General features: G+C 70.5%; 20 protein-coding genes. 8 read left to right on the top strand and 12 right to left on the bottom strand.

Annotated elements, in window-relative coordinates:
* Positions 1-2: 2 nt before the first annotated feature.
* The gene (locus MRBLMX7_RS04895) at positions 3-1868 is read left to right on the top strand and encodes an FAD-dependent monooxygenase (protein WP_363370817.1); all 1866 of its coding nucleotides are present in this window, start codon (positions 3-5) and stop codon (positions 1866-1868) included.
* Positions 1869-2109: 241 nt separating this feature from the next.
* Positions 2110-2490, top strand: a complete 381-nt coding sequence (locus MRBLMX7_RS04890) for a VOC family protein (RefSeq protein WP_050722061.1) — start codon at positions 2110-2112, stop codon at positions 2488-2490.
* Between the two features lie 19 nt (positions 2491-2509).
* Here the strand turns inward: MRBLMX7_RS04890 and MRBLMX7_RS04885 are convergent, their stop codons facing one another.
* From MRBLMX7_RS04885 to MRBLMX7_RS04875, 3 genes are all read right to left on the bottom strand, one after another.
* Positions 2510-2944 (bottom strand): NUDIX domain-containing protein, encoded by a 435-nt coding sequence (locus MRBLMX7_RS04885; protein WP_363366450.1) that lies wholly within the window; start codon positions 2942-2944, stop codon positions 2510-2512.
* A 27-nt stretch (positions 2945-2971) separates the two neighbouring features.
* Positions 2972-3829, bottom strand: a complete 858-nt coding sequence (locus MRBLMX7_RS04880; RefSeq protein WP_363366449.1) for a PhzF family phenazine biosynthesis protein — start codon at positions 3827-3829, stop codon at positions 2972-2974.
* A 70-nt stretch (positions 3830-3899) separates the two neighbouring features.
* Positions 3900-5552 carry a thiamine pyrophosphate-binding protein gene (locus MRBLMX7_RS04875; protein WP_363366448.1) on the bottom strand — a complete coding sequence of 551 codons (1653 nt, stop codon included), beginning with the start codon at positions 5550-5552 and terminating at the stop codon, positions 3900-3902.
* A 194-nt stretch (positions 5553-5746) separates the two neighbouring features.
* Between MRBLMX7_RS04875 and MRBLMX7_RS04870 the strand changes: the two genes are divergently transcribed.
* From MRBLMX7_RS04870 to MRBLMX7_RS04855, 4 genes are read left to right on the top strand one after another with little or no spacing between them, the layout of a single operon-like run.
* Positions 5747-7438 carry a circularly permuted type 2 ATP-grasp protein gene (locus tag MRBLMX7_RS04870; RefSeq protein ID WP_363366447.1) on the top strand — a complete coding sequence of 564 codons (1692 nt, stop codon included), beginning with the start codon at positions 5747-5749 and terminating at the stop codon, positions 7436-7438.
* On the top strand, positions 7432-8358 hold the full coding sequence (locus MRBLMX7_RS04865; protein ID WP_363366446.1) for an alpha-E domain-containing protein: 927 nt from the start codon (positions 7432-7434) through the stop codon (positions 8356-8358). The genes MRBLMX7_RS04870 and MRBLMX7_RS04865 overlap by 7 nt, the downstream gene beginning before the upstream one ends.
* Entirely contained in the window at positions 8355-9200 is an 846-nt protein-coding gene (locus tag MRBLMX7_RS04860; protein ID WP_363366445.1) for a transglutaminase family protein, read from the top strand. The genes MRBLMX7_RS04865 and MRBLMX7_RS04860 overlap by 4 nt, the downstream gene beginning before the upstream one ends.
* A gap of 39 nt (positions 9201-9239) precedes the next feature.
* Positions 9240-9749 (top strand): phosphoribosyltransferase, encoded by a 510-nt coding sequence (locus tag MRBLMX7_RS04855; RefSeq protein ID WP_363366444.1) that lies wholly within the window; start codon positions 9240-9242, stop codon positions 9747-9749.
* A gap of 99 nt (positions 9750-9848) precedes the next feature.
* Here the strand turns inward: MRBLMX7_RS04855 and MRBLMX7_RS04850 are convergent, their stop codons facing one another.
* The 8 genes from MRBLMX7_RS04850 to MRBLMX7_RS04815 all read right to left on the bottom strand — a co-directional run bounded on the left by MRBLMX7_RS04850 (position 9849) and on the right by MRBLMX7_RS04815 (position 16439).
* The gene (locus MRBLMX7_RS04850) at positions 9849-11372 is read right to left on the bottom strand and encodes an ATP-dependent DNA ligase (protein WP_363366443.1); all 1524 of its coding nucleotides are present in this window, start codon (positions 11370-11372) and stop codon (positions 9849-9851) included.
* Positions 11373-11448: 76 nt separating this feature from the next.
* Positions 11449-12219 (bottom strand): enoyl-CoA hydratase/isomerase family protein, encoded by a 771-nt coding sequence (locus MRBLMX7_RS04845; protein ID WP_363366442.1) that lies wholly within the window; start codon positions 12217-12219, stop codon positions 11449-11451.
* A 10-nt stretch (positions 12220-12229) separates the two neighbouring features.
* Positions 12230-13327 carry a 1,2-phenylacetyl-CoA epoxidase subunit PaaE gene (gene paaE / locus MRBLMX7_RS04840; RefSeq protein WP_363366441.1) on the bottom strand — a complete coding sequence of 366 codons (1098 nt, stop codon included), beginning with the start codon at positions 13325-13327 and terminating at the stop codon, positions 12230-12232.
* Positions 13327-13818, bottom strand: a complete 492-nt coding sequence (paaD, locus tag MRBLMX7_RS04835) for a 1,2-phenylacetyl-CoA epoxidase subunit PaaD (protein WP_363366440.1) — start codon at positions 13816-13818, stop codon at positions 13327-13329. The genes paaE and paaD overlap by 1 nt, the downstream gene beginning before the upstream one ends.
* Complete coding sequence (paaC, locus tag MRBLMX7_RS04830) at positions 13815-14642, bottom strand: 1,2-phenylacetyl-CoA epoxidase subunit PaaC (RefSeq protein WP_363366439.1); 828 nt, start codon at positions 14640-14642, stop codon at positions 13815-13817. Before paaC ends, paaD begins: the two co-directional genes overlap by 4 nt.
* Complete coding sequence (gene paaB, locus MRBLMX7_RS04825) at positions 14639-14944, bottom strand: 1,2-phenylacetyl-CoA epoxidase subunit PaaB (protein WP_050721552.1); 306 nt, start codon at positions 14942-14944, stop codon at positions 14639-14641. Before paaB ends, paaC begins: the two co-directional genes overlap by 4 nt.
* Positions 14944-15921, bottom strand: coding sequence for a 1,2-phenylacetyl-CoA epoxidase subunit PaaA (gene paaA / locus MRBLMX7_RS04820; RefSeq protein ID WP_363366438.1), 978 nt, complete (start codon positions 15919-15921; stop codon positions 14944-14946). Before paaA ends, paaB begins: the two co-directional genes overlap by 1 nt.
* Positions 15922-16019: 98 nt before the next feature.
* Positions 16020-16439, bottom strand: a complete 420-nt coding sequence (locus tag MRBLMX7_RS04815; protein WP_363366437.1) for a pilus assembly protein CpaE — start codon at positions 16437-16439, stop codon at positions 16020-16022.
* A 63-nt stretch (positions 16440-16502) separates the two neighbouring features.
* Between MRBLMX7_RS04815 and MRBLMX7_RS04810 the strand changes: the two genes are divergently transcribed.
* Entirely contained in the window at positions 16503-18599 is a 2097-nt protein-coding gene (locus MRBLMX7_RS04810; RefSeq protein ID WP_363366436.1) for a RecQ family ATP-dependent DNA helicase, read from the top strand.
* Between the two features lie 55 nt (positions 18600-18654).
* On the opposite strand, the gene MRBLMX7_RS04805 is transcribed toward MRBLMX7_RS04810, so the two are convergent.
* Entirely contained in the window at positions 18655-19422 is a 768-nt protein-coding gene (locus MRBLMX7_RS04805; protein ID WP_363366435.1) for an IclR family transcriptional regulator, read from the bottom strand.
* Positions 19423-19545: 123 nt separating this feature from the next.
* On the opposite strand from MRBLMX7_RS04805, the gene dhaK reads away from it, so the two are divergent.
* Positions 19546-20538, top strand: a complete 993-nt coding sequence (gene dhaK / locus MRBLMX7_RS04800) for a dihydroxyacetone kinase subunit DhaK (protein ID WP_363366434.1) — start codon at positions 19546-19548, stop codon at positions 20536-20538.

Genomic DNA, 20538 nt, shown 5'->3' with positions numbered 1-20538 from the left:
CGGTGCAGTTCCACCACCACGGCTACGTGTCGGGCGACCCGCGGGTGCTCCCCGCACAGGTCGCCGACAGACCGGCCGACCTCCCCGACGAGGTCGACGTGCTCATCGTCGGCTCGGGCCCCGCGGGCATGCTGCTCGCCGCGCAGATGTCCCAGTACCCGGGGGTGACGACCCGCATCATCGAGAAGCGCGACGGGCGTCTCGTGCTCGGCCAGGCCGACGGCATCCAGCCCCGCAGCGTCGAGACCTTCCAGGCCTTCGGGTTCGCGGAGCGCATCGTCGCCGAGGCGTACAACATCGGCTGGATGAACTTCTGGGGCCCGAACCCCGAGAAGCCGGACGAGATCATCCGCACCTCGCGCACCGCCGACTACGCGTACGACATCTGCGAGTTCCCGCACCTGATCGTGAACCAGGCGCGCGTGCTCGACTACTTCGCGGAGGCCGCAGCGCACGGACCCGCGCGCATCGCGCCCGACTACGGCGTCGAGTTCACCGGGCTCACGGTGCACGACGAGGGCGAGTACCCGGTCGAGGTCGGCGTGCGGTACACCGCGGGGGAGCGCGCGGGGCACGAGCGCACCATCCGCGCGAAGTACGTCGCCGGATGCGACGGCGCGCGCAGCGGGGTGCGACAGGCGATCGGCCGCACCCACGTCGGTGCGAGCGCCGCGCATGCCTGGGGTGTCATGGACGTGCTCGTGAACACCGACTTCCCGGACTGGCGCACCAAGTGCGCGATCAACTCGGAGGCCGGCAACATCCTGCACATCCCGCGCGAGGGCGGCTACCTCAGCCGCATGTACATCGACCTCGGCGAGGTCGCCGCCGACGACGACCATCGCGTGCGACAGACCCCGATCGAGGAGGTCATCCGCAAGGCGAACGCGATCCTGCACCCGTACTCGATCGACGTGAAGCAAGTGGCCTGGCACAGTGTCTACGAAGTCGGCCACCGCGTCACCGACGGCTTCGACGACGTGGTCGACGGCTCCGGCCGCACGCCGCGGGTGTTCCTCACGGGTGACGCCTGCCACACGCACAGCGCCAAGGCCGGACAGGGCATGAACGTGTCGATGCAGGACGGCTTCAACCTCGGGTGGAAGCTCGGCTCGGTGCTCACCGGTCGAGCACCTGAGGCGCTGCTCGCGACATACGGGGCCGAGCGGCGCCCGGTCGCCCAGCAGCTCATCGACTTCGACCGGGAATGGTCGACGCTCATGGCGCGCAAGCCCTCGGAGATCACGGACCCCGGCGAGCTCGCGACCTACTACCTCGCGACCGCGGAGTTCCCCTCGGGGTTCATGACGCAGTACACGCCGTCGATGATCACGGGGACGGCCTTGCACCAGGGCCTCGCGGTGGGATTCCCGATCGGCAAGCGCTTCAAGTCTGCGGAGGTCGTGCGCGTCGGAGACGGCAACGTCGTGCACCTCGGGCACCATGCGCGTGCCGACGGTCGGTGGAGGGTGTACGCGTTCGGCGACCGCGACGGCTCGGCGCTCGCTGCGTGGGCTGCGGCTGCGGAGGGCGTGTTCGAGCGCTTCACTCCGGTGGATGCTGACGCGGATGCCGTGTTCGATGTGAAAGCCGTGTACCAGCAGCCGTACGAGGAGCTGGAGGTCACGACGGCCCCGGCGCTGTTCCAGCCGAGGACGGGGCCCCTCGGGCTGACCGATTGGGAGAAGGTGTACGCGGCCGGTCCGTCGAAGTGGACCGAGACCGACATCTTCGCGGCTCGCGAGCTGTCGCGGGACGGGGTCGTGGTCGTGGTGCGGCCCGACCAGTACGTCGCGGCGGTGCTGCCGCTGGACGCGGTCGACGCGCTCGAGGAGTTCTTCGCAGGGGCTCTGCTGCCGGCGCGCTGACTGGCGGTGGCGTGTGTGATGCCGGCGATGGCACGCGCGTTCTGCAGGAGATCACACGATTCGCAGGGTCATACCCGTGGTTCGGTCCTGCGAATCGCACGATCTCCGTCGTTCCGCGCGGGGCTCGCACCAGCATCCCGATATATCGCCGGTGCATGCGGCCGATCCCTGGTGGGATGTCGGTGGCCCGGCGTACCGTGAGTCGCGTGCGGGCGCCGACGCCCGCCGGGAGGGTGTGACCATGTCCTGGAAGATCGAGCTCATCTTCGTGCCGGTGAGCGATGTCGACCGCTCGAAGGAGTTCTACACGAAGATCGGCTTCAACCCCGACCACGATCAGGTGCCCTACGAGGGGCTGCGCTTCGTGCAGATGACGCCACCGGGTTCCGCGTGCTCGATCGCGTTCGGCACCGGTCTCGACATCCCGCTCGAACCCGGCCAGCAGAAGACGATCCAGGTCGTCGTGCCCAACGCCGAGGAGGCGAAGGCCCAGCTCACCGCGCAGGGCGTGGAAGCGCGAGGCGTCGAGGACCTCGGGTGGGGCCGCTTCGTGTGGTTCGACGACCCCGACGGCAACACCTGGACGCTGCAGGAGCTTCCGGACTACAGCGCGCAGGCCTGAGACCCGGGCACGCTGCTCGTCATCGCGACACAAGGGCGAGCAGCGACTCCGGGGCGCCCGCGGGGAACAACACACGGGTGCCCGAGGCGATGTCGGTGATCGGCACCCAGCGCACCGGACTGCCTTGATCGAGGATCTCGAGCACGGCGTCGAGCGGCACTGCGTCCAGTGCGGTGCTGGTGACTGCGAAGACGTGAGCGATCTCGTGGCCCGGCTCACCCTTGTACGTGAAGATGTTCTCGAACACCCCGAGAGGCTCGGCGCTGTCGAGCACGACGCCCAACTCCTCCATGTACTCGCGGTTCAACGCCTCGACAGCGGTCTCTCCGAACTCGATGCCGCCGCCGATCGCCCGGAGGAAGTGGAGGTCGCGGGAGCCGTCGTATCCTTCGAGCGCGAGGACGTGGCCATCTTTCACGGGCAGGCCGACGGCGATGTTGCGAATGGCAGGCATCCCGGCAGGATACGTGAACCACGGATCTCAGTCGATGGGGACGGCGCCGCCGGAGACCTCGATCCCGCCGGACTCAGGGATCGAAACCGTGAGGAGGCTCGGGCGGCGGACATGCGCTCCCTGATGGATGCGGATCGTCCGACCCCCGTAGCCGTGCTCGCGCAGATACGCGCCTGTCGACGCGGCAGCAGAGCCCGTCGCCGGGTCCTCCGTGATGCGACCGACCGGGAAGAGGTTGCGCGCATCGATGTCCGAGCCGTCGCCCGGAATGTGCAGCACGGTCACCGTGCCCAGCCATCCCTGTTCGCGCATCAGGGCGGCGACCTCGGCGGGAGCGAAGCGGAACTGGTCGAACAGCCCGCGATTCGCGAGCACCACGATCGGATGCCGATTGCCGGCGAACGCCACGGCGGCGGGGAACCGCGGGTCGAGGTCGGAGCGTGCCACGCCCAGCAGGGCGAGCAGCCGGTCGAGCACCGCGTCGTCGATCGCATGCACCTCGGGCTCGACGCTCGTGAACGAGACCGCGACCTCGCCGTCCACGGAGACCGTCGAGCGCAGCATCACGGGCCCCGCGTTGGTGTCGAACACGACCTCGCCGGGTCCGTCCCGCTCGGCGAGGGCCACAGCGGTCGCCACGGTCGCGTGACCGCAGAAGGGCACCTCCGCGGTCGGCGACCAGTACCGCACGCGGTAGCGCGCCCCGGGAGCATCCGCTGCCCGTCCCCCGACGAAGGCGGTCTCCGAGTAGCCGACCTCGGCGGCGATCTCCTGCATCCGCGCCTCCGAGAGGCTGCCGCCGTCGAGCACCACGCCCGCGGGGTTGCCTCCGTCGGGAGCGGCGGCGAAGGCGCTGTAACGCAGGACGACGGGGGAGACGGTCATGACGCGAGCCTAGCGAGGAGGCGGCGAGCCACTGCGCGGAAGTGGCCCGATCGTCGACTGCCAGCGCCGCTCACGAATTCACGCGGATGATCTCCTGCTGGTACGGGGCGATCACGTCGCCCGAGATGCGGAGGTCGAGAAGCAGGAAGCGCCGCGTCGCGGGGTCCTCCTGCGACCAGGCGGCGACCCGGTCGAGGTCGCCGAGCGTGCGCACGACCACGCCCTCTGCGCCGACCGCGGCGCCGAACGCCGCGAAGTCGACCTCGGGGATGCGCATGGGACCCTCGGCGAGGCCTTTGAGCCCGTAGAGGTTTACCTCGGCGCCGTAGGCGGCGTCGTTCCAGATCACGGCGATGCCGCGACCCGCCGCGGCGCGCACCGCGGATTCGAGATCCGCGATCGCCATGAGCCCGCCCCCGTCGCCCGAGGTCAGCACGATCGTGGAGTCCCGACGGGCGAGGGCCGCGCCGACGACGCTCGGCCACCCCTGGCCGATCGACTGGAACGCGGTGCCGACCATCATCATGCGGTCGGGGGCGGCGACCGGCCAGTACATGTTCGCCCAGCCGATGAAGTGGCCGCCGTCCGACACCACGACGCGGTCCGCGGGCAGCAGCTCGCCCAGGCGGCGTGCGGCGGACCGGGGGTCGAGACGCCCGTCCGGGGCGAGATCGTCACCGGGTGCGTACGCCCGCGCCGCCACCACGTCGACCGCCTCCCGCCACGGGCTGACGCTCTCTCCGCGGTCACGCAGCCGCGTCACGATCTCCTCTGCCGCCACCCGGGCATCCGCGCGCACGAAGCCGCCCACGTTCGGGTGCGTCGCCGCCGGGGCGATGTCGATCTGGAACACCCGGGTGCCGGGGGCGAACAATTCCCCGAAGCGCATCGTGAACTGGTTGAGCGAAGCGCCGAACACCACGGCGACGTCTGCTGTGCGCACGAGCTCCATGGCGCCGTCGGCGCCGAAGCCGCCCGTCACGCCGAGGTCGTACTCTGCGGCGGGGAACACCCCGCGGCCGAGCGCCGACGAGGCGGTCAGCGCGCCCGTGAGGTCGGCCAGCTCGCCGAGCGCGGGGCCTGCACCGGCGAGCCAGGCGCCGCGGCCGGCGAGGAGGAAGGGCCGCTCGGCACTGCGGAGAGCCGTAGCGACCTCGTCGAGCATGCCCTCGGCGAACTCGTCGCGCGGCGCGAGGGGAGCGGGCAGGCGCGGTGCCGGCGCCTCGGCGACGTCACCGGCGTCGAGTGACGCGACGTCGTAGGGGATCGCCAAGACCACGGGCACGCGGTAGGTCAGGGCGTGTTCGATCGCGATCACGGTCGTCGCCGCGGCATCCGCACGCCCGACCGTGTAGGTGCGGGCGCCGACGGCCGAGGCGAGCGCGATCTGGTCGACGTCCCAGGGGCGCGGACCCGAGGTGGGCTCGTCGCCCACCACGAGCACGAGGGGCACGTGCGCCTGCACGGCTTCGGCGAGGGCCGTGAGGGTGTTCGTGAAGCCCGCGCCGTAGGTGGACGTGCCGGCGGCGATGCGTCCCGAGGCGCGGAAGTGCGCATCCGCGGCGACCACTGCGCCCTGCTCGTGGCGGACGGCGGTGAACACGGCATCCGTCTGCGTCTCGATCGCGTCGAGGAAGTAGGCGTTGCCGTTGCCCATCACGCCGAAGACGGCGTCGATGTGCTGGGCGAGGGTGAGGGCGACGTGCGCGGACACGGTGGGCATGCGGGTGCCTTTCGAGACAGGGACGGAGGAGGAGTTCCGTATGTGTCTCGCCGCCGCGTCGTCGTGGGGCTTCGTGCCTCTTTTTCAAGCACCGGCCGATATGCCGGACAGGTCGATCCTATCGCTGTCGGTTCGTCGCCGGGCCGACTCCCGTGTGTAACATCGCGGAAACCGGGGCAGGGAAACATGCCCACATGGAGTCGCTGTTCAACGGATATGGAGCGCGTCGAACGCCGGGGGCCCCGGCGGCCTGGGACGAGATGTTCCCCGCCGATGCGATGTCCGGGTCGGGTGGGGTGCGCGCACCGTACAAGGACATGTATCCGGCGCTCGCCGGGATGGACGACGCCGAGCTGCGTGCCCGCACGGATGCTCTGGCGAGCTCGTACCTCGCGCAGGGCGTGACCTTCGACTTCGCGGGCGAGGAGCGGCCGTTCCCGCTGGACGTCGTACCGCGGGTCATCGCCGCGGACGACTGGAGGTACGTCGAGTCCGGTGTGAAGCAACGGGTGCGCGCGCTGGAGGCCTTCCTCGCCGATGTCTACGGCCCGCAGCACGCCGTGAAGGACGGCGTCATCCCCGCGTCGCTCATCAGCTCCTCCTCGCATTTCCATCGGCAGGCGGCGGGGATCGTCGGCGCGAACGGAGTGCGCATCCACGTCGCGGGCATCGACCTGATACGGGACGAGGCGGGTGCCTGGCGCGTGCTCGAAGACAACGTGCGCGTGCCGAGCGGTGTGAGCTATGTGCTCGCGAACCGGCGGGTCATGGCACAGACGCTGCCCGAGCTGTTCACGAGCCTCCGCGTGCGGCCCGTGGTCGACTATCCCGGGCGCCTGCTGCAGGCGCTCCGCGCCGCGGCCCCCGAGGGTGCCGACGACCCGACGGTCGTCGTCCTCACCCCCGGCGTGCACAACTCGGCCTACTACGAGCACACCTTGCTCGCCCGAATGATGGGGGTCGAGCTCGTGGAGGGCCGCGACTTGTTCTGCTCGGGCGGACGGGTGTGGATGCACACCACGGCGGGTCCGACCCGCGTCGACGTCATCTACCGACGGGTCGACGACGAGTTCCTCGACCCCCAGCAGTTCCGGCCGGACTCGGTCCTCGGGGCGCCAGGGCTGATGCTCGCAGCCCGGCTCGGCACGGTCACGATCGCGAACGCGGTGGGCAACGGCGTGGCGGACGACAAGCTCGTCTACACCTACGTGCCGGAGCTCATCCGGTACTACCTCGGGGAGGACCCGATCCTCCCGAACGTCGACACGTGGCGGCTCGAGGAACCGGATGCGCTCGCGGAGGTGCTCGACCGTCTCGACGAGCTGGTCGTGAAGCCCGTGGACGGCTCGGGCGGCAAGGGCCTGGTCGTGGGCCCCGCGGCGTCGCGGGCCACCTTGGACGCGCTGCGGGCACAGCTGCGCGCGGATCCGCGCGGATGGATCGCGCAGCCCGTCGTGCAGCTGTCGACGATCCCGACGCTCGTGGACGACGGATTCCGCCCGCGGCACGTCGACCTGCGTCCGTTCGCCGTGAACGACGGGGACGACGTCTGGGTGCTGCCCGGCGGGCTGACGCGCGTGGCGCTCCCGGAGGGGCAGCTCGTGGTGAACTCCAGCCAGGGCGGCGGATCGAAGGACACCTGGGTGCTCGATCCGTCGCTGCTCACGGGTCCGCTGGCGGCCGTGGTCGGCGAGGCGGATCCCGCGGCAGACGAGGTCTCGCTCGCGACCGGCGCGATCGGAATCGTGAGTCCGGCGCGGGAGGACTCGCATCCGCCGTTCCTGTCGTCGCCGCAGGACGAGGACCTGGACCTGCGGAACCACCAGCAGCAACAACAGCAACAGCAGCAGCAGTCGGTGCACGGCGACGGAGGTGACGCATGTTGAGTCGCATCGCGGAGGCCCTGTTCTGGATCGGCCGATACGTCGAGCGGGCCGACGGCACCGCCCGCATCCTTGACGTCCATCTGCAGCTTCTGCTCGAGGATCCCTGGGTCGACGAAGACACCGCGTGCCGCGCGCTGCTCGCCGTGATGGGCACGACAGCGGACGCGGACGCCGTGCTGAGTCGCGACGACGTCGTGCGGCTGCTCGCGCTGGATCGCGACAACCCGGCATCGATCGCCCACTCGATCGCCGCCGCGAGGGAGAACGCCCGTCGTGCGCGGGAGATCATCTCCACCGACCTGTGGGAGACCTTGAACGAGTCGAATGCCGCCATGCCGCGGCGCATCGCCTCGCAACGCACGCACCCGTTCTTCCGGTGGGTGCGCGACCGCTCCGCGCTCGTGTTCGGTGTGGTGGACTCCTCGACGAGCCGGGACGAGGCGTGGCACTTCTTCGTGCTGGGGCGCTCTATCGAGAGGGCGGACATGACGGCGCGACTGCTCGCGACCCGATCGCTGACGGACGCCGGGGGACCGAGTTGGACGACGCTGCTGCGCAGTTGCGGTGCCTACGAGGCCCACCTCCGCAGCCATCGGGCGATCCCGACCGCCGCCTCGGCCGTCGAGTTCCTGCTGATCGGCCGCCGGTTCCCGCGATCGGTGCTGGCCAGCATCCTGCAGGCGGAGGAGTCCCTTCGCGGAATCGACCCCGCCGGGGCGTCGGGCGTGCCCGACCCCGCACACCGAGTGCTCGGCCGGTTGCGGTCGGAGCTCGAATACCGTCCCATCGACGACACGGTGCGCACCCTGTCGGAGAGCATGGAGGAGGTCCAGGTGGGGATGTCGCTCGCGAGCGACGCGATCAAGGAGCGGTACTTCCCGTCGATCGCGATGCCGGTGTGGATCGGAGAGGCGCTGTGAGCCGCCTGCGCATCGTGCACCGCACGGGCTTCCGCTACGCGGACCCCGCGACCGCGTCGTACAACGAGGCGCGCATGCTGCCGCGATCCCGGGACGGGCAGTTCGTGTTGCAGGCCGCGCTCGAGATCTCGCCGACCGCCACGCAGCATTCCTACCCGGACTACTGGGGCACGCGTGTGTCCACGTTCGAAGTGCTCACTCCGCATCGGATGCTCACTGTCACCGCGACCAGCGTGGTCGATGTGCGCCCAACGCAGCCGGACGGACCGCCGATCGGCTGGGACGAGCTCGCCGCCCGCATCCCGCTCTCCCTGGAGCTGGCCGAGTGCGTGGTGCAGACTCCGGCCACGGATGCCGACGAGGAGATGGTCGGGATCGCTCAGCGGATCATCGCGGATGACGCAGACATCGACGAGATCGCCCTCCGCATCTGCCGGGAGGTCGGCGAGGCGATGGAGTACCGCAGCGGGGTGACAGGGGTCGGGTCCACGGCCCGAGATGCGTGGCCGACGCGATCGGGCGTCTGCCAGGACATCGCCCACGTCACGCTCGGGATGCTCCGGGCGGCGGGGATCCCCGCCCGCTATGTGTCCGGGTACCTGCATCCAGACCCGACGGCGGCGCTGGGGCAGCCGGTCACCGGTGAGTCTCACGCCTGGGTCGAGTGGTACTCGGGGGCGTGGCACGGGTACGACCCCACCAACCTCGTCGAGATCGGCGAGTCCCACGTGTACATCGGGCATGGCCGCGACTACTCGGACGTCGCGCCGTTGCGCGGGGTGTACGCCGGCCCGAGCGCTTCGGAGCTCTTCGTCACGGTCGAGGTGACGCGTCTCGAATGAGCGGCGCGAGCTGCACACGACAGCTGGGAGAATGAGTCGGTGACGGATGCTTCGATCGAGCGCGAGACGCTCACCTGGGACGGTTTCGGTTCTGCGACGCGGGACCTCGCGCGCGCGATCCTAGAGAGCGGCTTCGAGCCGGAGGTCGTGGTGGCGATCGCCCGCGGCGGACTGCTGCCGGCCGGCGCGATCGCGTACGGCCTCGGCGCGAAGAACTGCGGTGCGATCAACGTCGAGTTCTACACGGGCATCGGCACGGTGCTCGACGCCCCCGAGGTGCTGCCGCCCGAGCTCGACATGGCGTACCTGGACGGTCGTCGTGTGCTGCTCGTGGATGACGTCGCGGACTCCGGGCGCACCCTCGCCCTGGCGGTGCAGCTGCTCACGGACAAGGGCGCCGACGTGCGCTCGGTCACGATCTACACCAAACCGTCGACGATCATCCAGCCGGATTACGCCTGGAAGGACACGGACCTCTGGATCGACTTCCCGTGGTCGTTCCAGGGAACCGTCCGTGAGGAGGACCAGGGGCTGCCGCCCACAGCCTGACCTGTGATTCTCCGGCCCGCGTTTCCCGAGCGGCAGCGCCAGGGGCTGCCGCCCACAGCCTGAGGCGATCGATCCGCCTTCCACCCGTGCAGCACGGGGTCACCCACGCAACAGCGCCCGCAGTGCCTGGATCGTGTCGGCGTCGGACGGTTGCTTGTCGGGCCGGTAGCCCTTGACGCGGGCGAACCGCAGGGCGATCCCCCCGGGGTAGCGGGGCGAGCGCTGCACGCCGTCGATCGCGATCTCGACCACGAACGCGGGCTCGAGAAACACGGTGCTCTGCGTACGGCGCGACTCGACCGCGGGGAACTGTTCGGTCTGCCAGCGCAACAGGTCGTCGGTGAGTCCCTTGAACGTCTTGCCGACCATCACGAGACCGCCGGGTTCGCCGAAATCCCCGTCGGGGTCGCGTGCGCCGAGGTGCAGATTCGACAGCCATCCCTGCCGACGCCCGGACCCCCACTCGGCGGCGAGCACGACGAGATCGTAGGTGAGCACGGGTTTGACCTTGATCCACGATTTCCCCCGGCGACCCGCCGTATACGTCGAGTCGATGCCCTTCACCAGCACACCCTCGTGTCCTGCCGCCAGGGCCTCGCGCGAAAGCCGCTCCGCCTCGTCGGCATCGTCCGTCACGACTCCTGGCATCCGCCACTCGTGCGCGATGCGTTCGAGCTCGTCCAATCTCGCGGAGAGGGGTTCGTCGATCAGGTCGCGTCCGTCGACGTGCAGGACGTCGAAGAACCAGGGCCGCAGCGCGAGGTCGCGGCTCGCGTCGGCGCCGAAGCGCGACATGGTCTCCTGGAAGGGTCGCGGTCCGCCGTCCTCGTCGAGCGCGAGAGTCTCGCCGTCGAGGATCACGTCGCGCACCGGGAGTGCTCGGACGATCTCGACGATCTCGGGCACACGGTGCGTGATGTCGGCGAGGCTGCGCGTGTAGACGCCCACCTCGTCGCCGCGACGGTGCACCTGGATGCGGGCGCCGTCGAGCTTGTACTCGACCGACGCGCGGCCGGTCGCCTCGAGCGCTGCCGTCGGAGTCGCGGCGGTCCCGGCGAGCATCGGCAGGACGGGCCTCCCCACCGCGAGACCGATCGCGTCGAGCTCTTCCTCGGTGCCGGTCAGCGCCACCACGGCCGTCTCGCCGAGGTCCCCGGACAGCATCGCGGCGCGACGCACGATCGGGGCCGGTCGTGCGGAGGCCTTCGCGATCGCGTCGAGCAGCACTCCGGCGAGGGCGCCCGTGCGCAGCTCGCCGAGCATCGACCGGGACAGGAAGTCCCACTCCTGCGCGGTCGACCGCGCGGCGAGATCGGTGAGGATGTCGGTGCGCGCGGTGGCTGATCCCGAACCCGAGGATGCCGCGAGCGCGTCGAGCGCGCCATCGACCGCCCCGATCGACAGCTCGGGATCCTCGACGTGCGTGACCTGCAGCGCCGACAGCCCGCGCCACCCGACGCCGAGCTTGCCCTGCCGTGGCGCCGCGAGCAGGAGGCCGACGAGAGCCGGCAGCTCCCCGGCATCCGCTGTCGACATCAGGGAGGCCAGCGCGTCGATCTTCGCGAGTCGGGAGGAGGTGGCGGTCACCGTCTCGGCGGTGGCGACCGCGTCAGCGAGCTTCATGGATGCAGTCTGGCCCGAACCTCTGACATCCGGCCAGCCCCTTGCGGCGCACGAACGATTCAGGGCTCCCGGAGGCTCAGCGCCCTCGGAACTCCGGACGGCGCTTCTCCTGGAAGGCCGAGAAGCCCTCGCGGTAGTCGTCCGTGTCGCACAGCGCGGCCTGCGCCGTGTTCTCGGCCGCGACCGATTCCCAGAGCGTCAGGCGCTCGTCGCGGATGCGGGCGACGAGATGCTTGCTCGCGAGGAACGCCGCCGTGGCTCCGCGGGCAGCGGCGGACGCGGCATCCGCTGTCGCCTGCACGACCTCGTCGTCGGGGAAGACGCGCGAGAAGAGCCCGGCGGCCACGGCCTCCGCGCCGCTCATGAGGCGCCCCGTGTAGATGAGATCGAGGGCGCGGTGCGGTCCGAGTCGATCGACGAAGTACGAGTGCCCGCCCGAATCGAGCGTCGCGCCGAGGGCCGCGAACGGGGATCCGATCTTGGCCGATTCGGCGACGTAGACGACATCCGTCGCGATGAGCAGTCCCAGGCCGACGCCCAGGCACGCGCCGTGCGCGACCGCGAACGTCGGGGCGGGGAAACGCGCCATCCGCTGAAGCAGCGGCGTCACGAGTCCGCCGAGGTAGCCCGTGACGTCGTCGTCGCGCGGGTCGACGCCGGAGATGTCGCGGCCGGCGCAGAACGCACGGCCCTCGCCCCGCAGCACCAGTGCGCGCACTCCGGCGGCATCGGCCTCGTCGTAGGCCCGCCCGAGCTCGTGCAGCGCCTGTTCGTCGAGGGCGTTGAGCTTCGCGGGGGCGTTCAGCGCCACGGTGGCGACGTCGTCGGCGATCGTGAGATCGATCATCGGGTGCTCCTCACACGTCGTAGTCGACCACGAGCCGGTCGCTCGTCGGATGGGACTGGCACGTCAAGACATAGCCGCGTTCGAGCTCGTCGGGCTCCAGAGCATAGTTCTCGGTCATCGTCACACTGCCCTCGATCACGCGCGCCCGGCACGTGCCGCACACGCCGCCTGCGCATGCGAACGGCGCGTCGGGACGCACGCGCAGCGCCGCGTTCAGCACCGACTCGTGTGCGTCGACCGGGCTCTCGACCGTCGAGGAGACACCGTCGAGGTTCACCTCGATCCGCCAGGTGCGCTCACCCGCGCGCACCTGGACGGGGCGGGCGGCGCGTACAGGCTCGTCACCGGTCGTGAAGAGCTCGAAGCGGATGTGCTCGCGCCCGACGCGGACCTCGGCGAGCACCTCGCGGCACAGGTCGACGAGGGCGAGCGGGCCGCACAGGAACCACTCGTCGACGTCGGCCGGATCGATCAGCATCCGCAGGATCGTCCGCAGCTTCTCCTCGTCGAGGCGGCCCGACAGCACGGGCGCCGTGCGCTGCTCGCGCGACAGCACATGATGCAGCGTGAGTCGGGTCGGGTAGCGGTCCTTGAGATCGGCGAGGTCCTCGAGGAACATCACGTCGAGCGTCGAGCGGTTCGTGTACAGCAGAGTGAACCGCGCGGTCTCCGACTGCGACAGCACGGTGTGCGCGAGGGCCATGAGCGGGGTGATCCCGGAACCGGCCGCGATCCCGACGACGTGACGACGGTCGAGGTCGGGCAGCGCGGAGGTGAACGTGCCCTGGGGACTCATCACGTCGATCTCGAAGCCGGGCTGCAGACCCGTCTGCGCCCAGGTGGAGAACAGTCCGCCCTCGTCGCGTTTGACGGCGACGCTCAGGCGGGTGTCCTGTCCGTCCGCGCGCTTCTCGGGAGCGCGGCACAGCGAGTACGAGCGGCGCACCTCGACGCCGTCGAGCGTGGTGCGCAGGGCCACGTACTGCCCGGGGAGGTGATCGTAGTCGTCGGCGAGTGCCGCGGGCACCGTGAAGGTGACCTCGACCGCGTCGTCGGTGAGCGGTCGCACGCCCTCAACGGCGAGAGTGTGGAAGCGGGCGCGGGCCATCAGTGCACCTTGAAGTGGTCGAAGGGTTCGAGGCAGGCGCGGCATTCGTACAGCGCCTTGCAGGACGTTGAGCCGAAGCGCGAGACCTCGCGGGTGTCGAGCGATCCGCACTGCGGGCAGCGCACGCTCAGCGCGAGGCGGATGGGGCCGGATCCCACGGCGGCGCGGCCGGTCGGCGGGGCGATGCCGAAGCGCTCGAGCTTCTGCTTTCCGGCATCCGACATCCAGTCCGTGGTCCATGCGGGGGAGAGGACGAGCGAGACGTCGACGGGGGAGTAGCCGGCGGCCGTGAGGGCGAGCACGACGTCGTCGCGGATCGTGTCCATGGCGGGGCAGCCGCTGTACGTGGGAGTGATGTCGACGTGCACGGCCGAACCGTTCACGCGTACGGAGCGAAGGACGCCGAGGTCCTCGATCGTGAGAACCGGCACCTCAGGGTCGGGGACCGCCGCGGCGATGCCCCACGCTTCCCTGTCGACCGCCCGGCTCACCACGTCGCCCCCGGATGCCGTCGCGCGAGCACCTGCATCTCGGCCAGCACATGGCCGAGCGGCGTCGCGTGCGCCCCGCGGCGTCCGCCCGCTGACGAGGCGCTGACCTCGGGGACCGTGAGGTCGGCCTCGGCTAAAACGGTCTCGATCACGGCGTCGAAGCCCTGCCTCAGCGAGGACGGTCGCGCGGCGGCGTTACCCAGCCGCTCGGTCAGCGGCTCGTCACGGAACAGTTCGTCCACGTAGGACCATACGTCGCCGAGCGCGCGGATCATGCGCTCGCGGGACTCCTCCGTGCCGCCGGCAAGACGGAGCACCCACTGCACGGCGTGGTCGCGGTGGTAGTCGACCTCCTTGCGCGCCTTCTCGGCGATCGCCGCGAGCGTCTCGTCACTGCTCGCGCGCAGCGCGTCGTAGAGCTCCAGCATGTACGTCGAGGCGATCAGCTGCCGGGCGATGGTCTGCGCGAAGTCGCCGTTGGGCTGCTCGACCAGCCAGGAGCTGCGGAACTCCGGCTCATCTCGGAAGTAGGCCAGGTCGTCCTCGCTGCGGCCGTCGTACGAGCCCGCATAGCGGAGGAAGGACCGCGCGTGCCCGAGCAGGTCGAGCGCGATGTTGCCGAGCGCGACGTCCTCCTCGAGCTCGGGAGCCCGCGAGATCCATCCGCCCAGCTGCTGCGACAGGATGAGCGCGTCGTCGCCGAGCCAGAGGGCGTACTCCGCGATGTCGGCCGATCCTGCGACGGTCGAGCCGCCCGCGAGCTCGGCGCTCAGCGAGAGCTCGTCGACCGACACGTCGCCGTGGAGATCTTGTTCCCCGCTCACAGGTGCGGTACGCCTTCGGAAGCCGTGTAGTACACGGCGTGGCGGTAGTTCTTGCCCGCGGGACTCTCGAAGTACGCGCCCTTCGCGTCGGGGTCGCTGGTCGTGATGGCCTCGGCGGGAACCGCCCAGATCGACACGCCCTCGCCGCGACGCGTGTACAGGTCGCGGCCGTTGCGGATCGCCATGTCGGCATCCGGGGCGTGCAGCGAACCGACGTGCACGTGACTCAGTCCGCGGTTCGCGCGCACGAAGATCTCCCACAGCGGCCACGGCTCGCGCTCGTCGGCACCGGGCGTCGCCATCACGCCACCGCCTTCGCGCCGACCCGCTGCTTGCGGGCGTACTCGGCCGCCGCCTCGCGCACCCAGGCGCCTTCCTCGTGCGCCGTGCGGCGGCGCTCGAGGCGCTCGGCGTTGCACGGCCCGTTGCCGCGGAGCACCTGGAAGAACTCGTCCCAGTCGATCTCGCCGATGTCGTACTGCCCGGCGTCCTCGTTCCAGCGGAGGTCGGGGTCGGGCAGCGTGACGCCGAGGATCTCGGCCTGGGGCACGAGCATCGACACGAAGCGCTGACGGAGGTCGTCGTTGGAGAATCGTTTGATCTTCCACTTCATGGACTGCGCGGAGTTCGGGGACTGGTCGTCGGGCGGGCCGAACATCGCGAGGCTGGGCCAGTACCAGCGGTCCACGGCGTCCTGCGCCATCCGCCGCTGCTCGTCCGTGCCCTGCATGAGGGTGAGAAGGATCTCGAAGCCCTGACGCTGATGGAAGGACTCCTCCTTGCACACGCGCACCATGGCGCGGCCGTAGGGGCCGTAGGAGGCGCGGCACAGCGGCACCTGGTTGCAGATCGCCGCCCCGTCGACGAGCCAGCCGATCGCGCCCATGTCGGCCCAGGTCGGGGTGGGGTAGTTGAAGATCGAGGAGTACTTGGCCGTGCCCGTGATGAGCTGGTCCATCATCTCGTCGCGCGTGATGCCGAGGGTCTGGGCGGCGGAGTAGAGGTAGAGACCGTGGCCTGCTTCGTCCTGCACCTTGGCCATCAGGATCGCCTTGCGCTTGAGGCTGGGCGCACGCGTGATCCAGTTGCCCTCGGGCTGCATGCCGATGATCTCGGAGTGGGCGTGCTGCGAGATCTGACGGATGAGCGTCTTGCGGTAGGCGTCGGGCATCCAATCGCGCGGCTCGATGCGCTGCTCGTTCGCGATGAGCTCGTCGAACAGCCGCTCCTCCTCGGTGGGCGCGGCTCCTGCGAGAGACAGGTCTGCGGGTGCGGTCATCATCGACTCCTCACGGAGCGGCAATCTTTACTGACCGCTCGTTAGGTAATTCTGACACGGAGGGATGCGGCATGCAAGACGCGTGCGGCAGCCGCGCGTCAGCGAGAGCGGGAGACCAGCTCGAGGAGCGCGCGGCCGTAGGCCTCGGAGGGATCGGGATGCTCGAAGCGGATCGTCTCGCCGGCTATGCCGATCTCGACCACGAAGGCGTCCTCGAGTCGCGTGAGGGAGCGGAACGTGCCGCGCAGCAGCTCACGCAGCTGGTCCTCGCGGGGGAGCCACACCGCGTCGGCGAGAGTCACGGCGTCGAGCGCCCACTCGGTCGTGCCGTTGAACGCGAGGTCGGTGCCCGAGGGGGTCTGACGCGCCTCGATCGTCATGGCGCTCACCGTGAACACATCAGCCTCGGCTTCGAGCTCGATCTCCTCGGGGAGATCGAGCTGGAAGCGGTCGCCCTCGGCCGGACGCCACTGCAGACCGGCGTCGCGCAGGGCGGTGGCGAGCTCACGGGTGATCACGCGTCCACGCTACCTGTGGATCGTCGGGGCGGGGATGTCGGGGGTCTGGGGCAGAGTGGAGGCATGACTTCCACTCGTGACGCCGCCCTCTCCGCGCTGCGGGAGCTGGTCGGGCGTCCGGACGTCGCTTTCCACGACGGGCAGTACGAGGCGATCGAGGCGCTGGTCGAGGGGCGCCGGCGCGCGCTGGTGGTCCAGCGCACCGGGTGGGGCAAGTCTGCGGTGTACTTCGTCGCGACACTGCTGCTCCGCCGGCACGGAGCCGGCCCCACCGTGCTCGTGTCGCCCCTGCTCGCCCTGATGCGCGACCAGATCGCGGCGGCCGAGCGCGCCGGGGTGCGCGCCGTCGCGATCAACTCGACCAACGCGCACGAATGGTCGGACGTGCTCGCGCAGCTCGATCGCGACGAGGTCGACGTGCTGCTCGTGTCGCCGGAGCGGCTCAACAACCCCGCGTTCCGCGAGGAGCAGCTGCCTGCCCTGGTGCGGAGGATCGGGATGCTCGTGGTCGACGAGGCTCACTGCATCAGCGACTGGGGGCATGACTTCCGACCCGACTACCGCCGACTGCGCGACCTGATCGGCGAGATGCCCGCGGACGTGCCGGTGCTCGCGACGACCGCGACCGCGAACAGTCGGGTGGTGGCCGACGTGGCCGAGCAGCTGGGGGTCGGCGGCAGCGGTGCTCCCGATGTGCTGACGATCCGCGGGCCGCTCGCCCGCACCTCCCTGCGCCTCGGCGTGCTGCGTCTGCGCGACTCGGCCAGCCGTCTCGCATGGCTGCTCAGCCACCTCGACGACCTGCCGGGTTCGGGCATCATCTACACGCTCACGGTCTCCGCGGCCGTCGACACCGCCCGACTGCTGCGCGAGCACAGCCACGACGTGCGGGCGTACACGGGGCAGACGGATGCCGATGAGCGGGCGGAGTCCGAGGGGATGCTCAAGCGCAACGAGGTCAAGGCGCTCGTGGCGACGAGCGCGCTGGGGATGGGATTCGACAAACCCGACCTCGGGTTCGTCGTGCACCTCGGGGCGCCGTCCTCGCCGGTCGCCTACTACCAGCAGGTCGGCCGTGCCGGTCGAGCGAGCGAGAACGCTGATGTGCTGCTGCTGCCCGGAGTCGAGGACCGCGACATCTGGCACTACTTCGCGACGGCCTCGATGCCCGACCAGGAACGGGCGGAACGCGTGATCGCCGCGCTGGGGGACGCGCCGATCTCCACGCCGGCGCTGGAGGCGATGGTCGACATCCGCCGCACGCCCCTCGAGCTTCTGCTCAAGGTGCTCGACGTCGACGGTGCGGTGCGCCGCGTGCAGGGCGGCTGGGTGGCGACGGGGCAGCCGTGGGTCTACGACGCCGAGCGCTACGAGCGCATCGCCGCCGAGCGTCGGGCCGAGCAGCAGCACATGCTCGACTACGAGCAGACCGCCGGATGCCGCATGGAGTTCCTGCAGCGCACGCTCGACGACGACACGGCGGTGCCGTGCGGGCGCTGCGACAACTGCGCCGGTGTCTGGTTTCCGCAGGAGGTCGGCGCGGACGCGAGCGCTCGGGCCGGGGAGTCCCTCGACCGGGTGGGCGTGCCGATCGAGGCGCGTCGGGCGTGGCCGACCGGTGCCGACCGTCTCGACGTGCCGGTCAAGGGGCGCATCCCGGCCGAGGAGCAGGCGGGGGAGGGCCGGGCGCTGGCCCGGTTGACCGACCTCGGCTGGGGAGGCACTCTGCGGGGGATCTTCGCGGCCGGCGCGGCGGACGACCCCGTCTCGCCCGAGCTCCTCGGTGCGTGCGTGCGAGTGCTCGCGGGGTGGGACTGGGCGGAGCGCCCGGTCGCCGTGATCGCGATGCCGTCGCGGTCGCGTCCGGTGCTCGTCGACTCGCTGGCCCGCGGCATCGCCGAGATCGGACGCCTGCCGTACCTCGGTGCGCTCGCGCCCGTGAACGGCGGTCCGAGCGGCCAGCCCGGCGGCAACAGCGTGTTCCGCCTCGCGGGACTGTGGGACCGGTTCTCGGCCGACGGCATCGACGTGCCTCCCGGCCCCGTGCTGCTGGTCGACGACCTGGCCGACAGTCGCTGGACCCTCACGGTCGCTGCGCGCACGCTCCGCCGCGCCGGGGCGACCGGGGTGCTGCCGTTCGCCCTCGCGCTGCGCGGCTGAGAAGAGCCTCGCGCTGCGCGGCTGAGAGGAGCCCCGCACCTACGCGGATCTCCTGTCAGTCCTCGGCCAGTGCGGGCGCAGGCGGCCAGCTGCTCGCGCCGAGCTCGCGGGAGATGTTCCGTGCGGTCTCGCGCAGCGCGTCGAGCGCCGCGTCGGTCGCGGGTGCCTGCGATGTGGGCATCACCACGGCGACCGCTGCGACGATCTCGTTCGAGGCGTCCGCGACGGGGGCTGCGACCGAGGACTCGCCGAGCACGGCCTCATCGACCTCGGCGGCGCTCGCACGGTCGAGGATGGCCGGGAGCTCGAGCGTGAGCCGCGCGACGTCCGTGATGGTGTCGCCCGTGAGGCTGCGCAGCGGCTGCTCGAACACGGTGCGCTGGAACCCCGCGTCGTAGGCGAGGAGCACCTTGCCCATCGCGGAGGCGTGCGCGGGGATGGCGACGCCGGTCTCGAGCATCTGCCGGCTGTCGTCGGGGCGGAGGTCGTGGTGGATCACGAGCACCTCGTGGAAGTGCGGGGCGCCGAGGCGGACGGGGAGGTTCGTGCGACGCGCGAGCTCTTGCGTCCAGCGCATGGCGCGCGCGCGGACGTCGAGCGTGTCGAGGTAGACGTTGCTGAGGCGCAGCAGGGTCGGGCCGAGCATGTAGCGCTGCCCGCCGCGCTCTTTCGCGACGAGGCCGTGCTCGCGCAGCGACTTCACGATGCCGTGCACGGTGGACGGTGGCAGCGCGAGCGCCGCGGCGAGGTCGGTGATGCCGAGATGACGGGCGCCCTGCAGCAGTTCGAGCACCTTCGCGGCGCGATCGATCGCCTGGATCATCGGGGTCTCCTTTCGCCTGAGTCTCCCTTGACAAGACGGCAGACCACGAGCATATTCGACATTGACGAATATCTTTCCGATTTCTTCGGAGAGCCGCGCGGCCGAGATCAAGGGAGATCCACCATGAAGAAGCTCATCAACGCTCCGCAAGACGTGCTCGTCGAATCGCTGAGAGGGGTGGCCCTCGCGCATCCCGAACTCGCGGTCGACCTCGAGACGCATGTGATCACGCGCGCGACGCCCAAGGCGCAGGGCAAGGTCGCGGTCGTCTCCGGCGGCGGATCCGGCCACGAGCCGCTGCACGGCGGATTCGTCGGCGAGGGGATGCTCGACGCCGCCGTCGCCGGGGAGATCTTCACCTCGCCCACACCCGACCGGGTGCAGGCCGCGACCAAGGCTGTCGACCGCGGCGCCGGGGTGCTCCACATCGTGAAGAACTACACGGGCGATGTGCTGAACTTCGAGATGGCCGCCGAGCTCGCCTCGATGGAGGGCATCGAGGTGGGGACGGTCGTGGTCGACGACGACGTCGCCGTGCAGGACTCGCTCTACACCGCCGGACGACGCGGCGTCGGACTCACCGTGCTGCTGGAGAAGATCGTCGGCGCCGCGGCGGAGGAGGGACAGGACCTGGCGTCGGTGGTCGCGCTCGCGCAGCGCGTGAACGGCCAGGGGCGGTCGATGGGCATGGCCCTCACGAGCTGCACGGTCCCGGCTGCGGGCAAGCCCACGTTCGACCTGCCCGAGGACCAGATGGAGATCGGCATCGGCATCCACGGCGAGCCCGGACGCCACCGCGAGCCCCTCGCCCCGGCATCCGAGATCGCGCGTCAGCTCGTCGAGCCCATCGTGGCGGACCTCGACCGCAAGGGTCCCGCGATCGTGATGGTCAACGGCATGGGGGCGACGCCGCAGATCGAGCTGTACCTGATGTACGCCGAAGTCGCGGCGCTCCTCGAGAAGGCGGGCGTGCAGATCGTCCGCAACCTCGTCGGCAACTACATCACCTCGCTCGACATGGCCGGATGCTCGGTCACGGTGCTCGCGGCCGACGACGAGATCCTGCGCCTGTGGGATGCTCCGGTCAGCACTCCCGGCCTGCGATGGGGGGTGTGA

Origin of the sequence: Microbacterium sp. LMX7-1.2 (genome assembly GCF_040675935.1) — a bacterium.
Classification (GTDB): Bacteria; Actinomycetota; Actinomycetes; order Actinomycetales; family Microbacteriaceae; genus Microbacterium.
The sequence above is the reverse complement of the archived record's forward strand: the minus strand, read 5'-3'. Positions and strand labels throughout refer to the sequence as shown.

Bases quoted from the DNA above. Each gene is read 5' to 3' on its own strand.
- MRBLMX7_RS04865 (WP_363366446.1), top strand. From the start codon at position 7,432: ATGTTGAGTCGCATCGCGGAGGCCCTGTTCTGGATCGGCCGATACGTC.
- MRBLMX7_RS04850 (WP_363366443.1), bottom strand. From the start codon at position 11,372: ATGAAGCTCGCTGACGCGGTCGCCACCGCCGAGACGGTGACCGCCACC.
- MRBLMX7_RS04890 (WP_050722061.1), top strand. From the start codon at position 2,110: ATGTCCTGGAAGATCGAGCTCATCTTCGTGCCGGTGAGCGATGTCGAC.
- MRBLMX7_RS04870 (WP_363366447.1), top strand. From the start codon at position 5,747: ATGGAGTCGCTGTTCAACGGATATGGAGCGCGTCGAACGCCGGGGGCC.
- paaB (WP_050721552.1), bottom strand. From the start codon at position 14,944: ATGGCGACGCCCGGTGCCGACGAGCGCGAGCCGTGGCCGCTGTGGGAG.
- MRBLMX7_RS04885 (WP_363366450.1), bottom strand. From the start codon at position 2,944: ATGCCTGCCATTCGCAACATCGCCGTCGGCCTGCCCGTGAAAGATGGC.
- MRBLMX7_RS04875 (WP_363366448.1), bottom strand. From the start codon at position 5,552: ATGCCCACCGTGTCCGCGCACGTCGCCCTCACCCTCGCCCAGCACATC.
- paaA (WP_363366438.1), bottom strand. From the start codon at position 15,921: ATGACCGCACCCGCAGACCTGTCTCTCGCAGGAGCCGCGCCCACCGAG.
- MRBLMX7_RS04810 (WP_363366436.1), top strand. From the start codon at position 16,503: ATGACTTCCACTCGTGACGCCGCCCTCTCCGCGCTGCGGGAGCTGGTC.
- MRBLMX7_RS04845 (WP_363366442.1), bottom strand. From the start codon at position 12,219: ATGATCGATCTCACGATCGCCGACGACGTCGCCACCGTGGCGCTGAAC.
- MRBLMX7_RS04880 (WP_363366449.1), bottom strand. From the start codon at position 3,829: ATGACCGTCTCCCCCGTCGTCCTGCGTTACAGCGCCTTCGCCGCCGCT.
- dhaK (WP_363366434.1), top strand. From the start codon at position 19,546: ATGAAGAAGCTCATCAACGCTCCGCAAGACGTGCTCGTCGAATCGCTG.
- paaE (WP_363366441.1), bottom strand. From the start codon at position 13,327: ATGGCCCGCGCCCGCTTCCACACTCTCGCCGTTGAGGGCGTGCGACCG.
- MRBLMX7_RS04805 (WP_363366435.1), bottom strand. From the start codon at position 19,422: ATGATCCAGGCGATCGATCGCGCCGCGAAGGTGCTCGAACTGCTGCAG.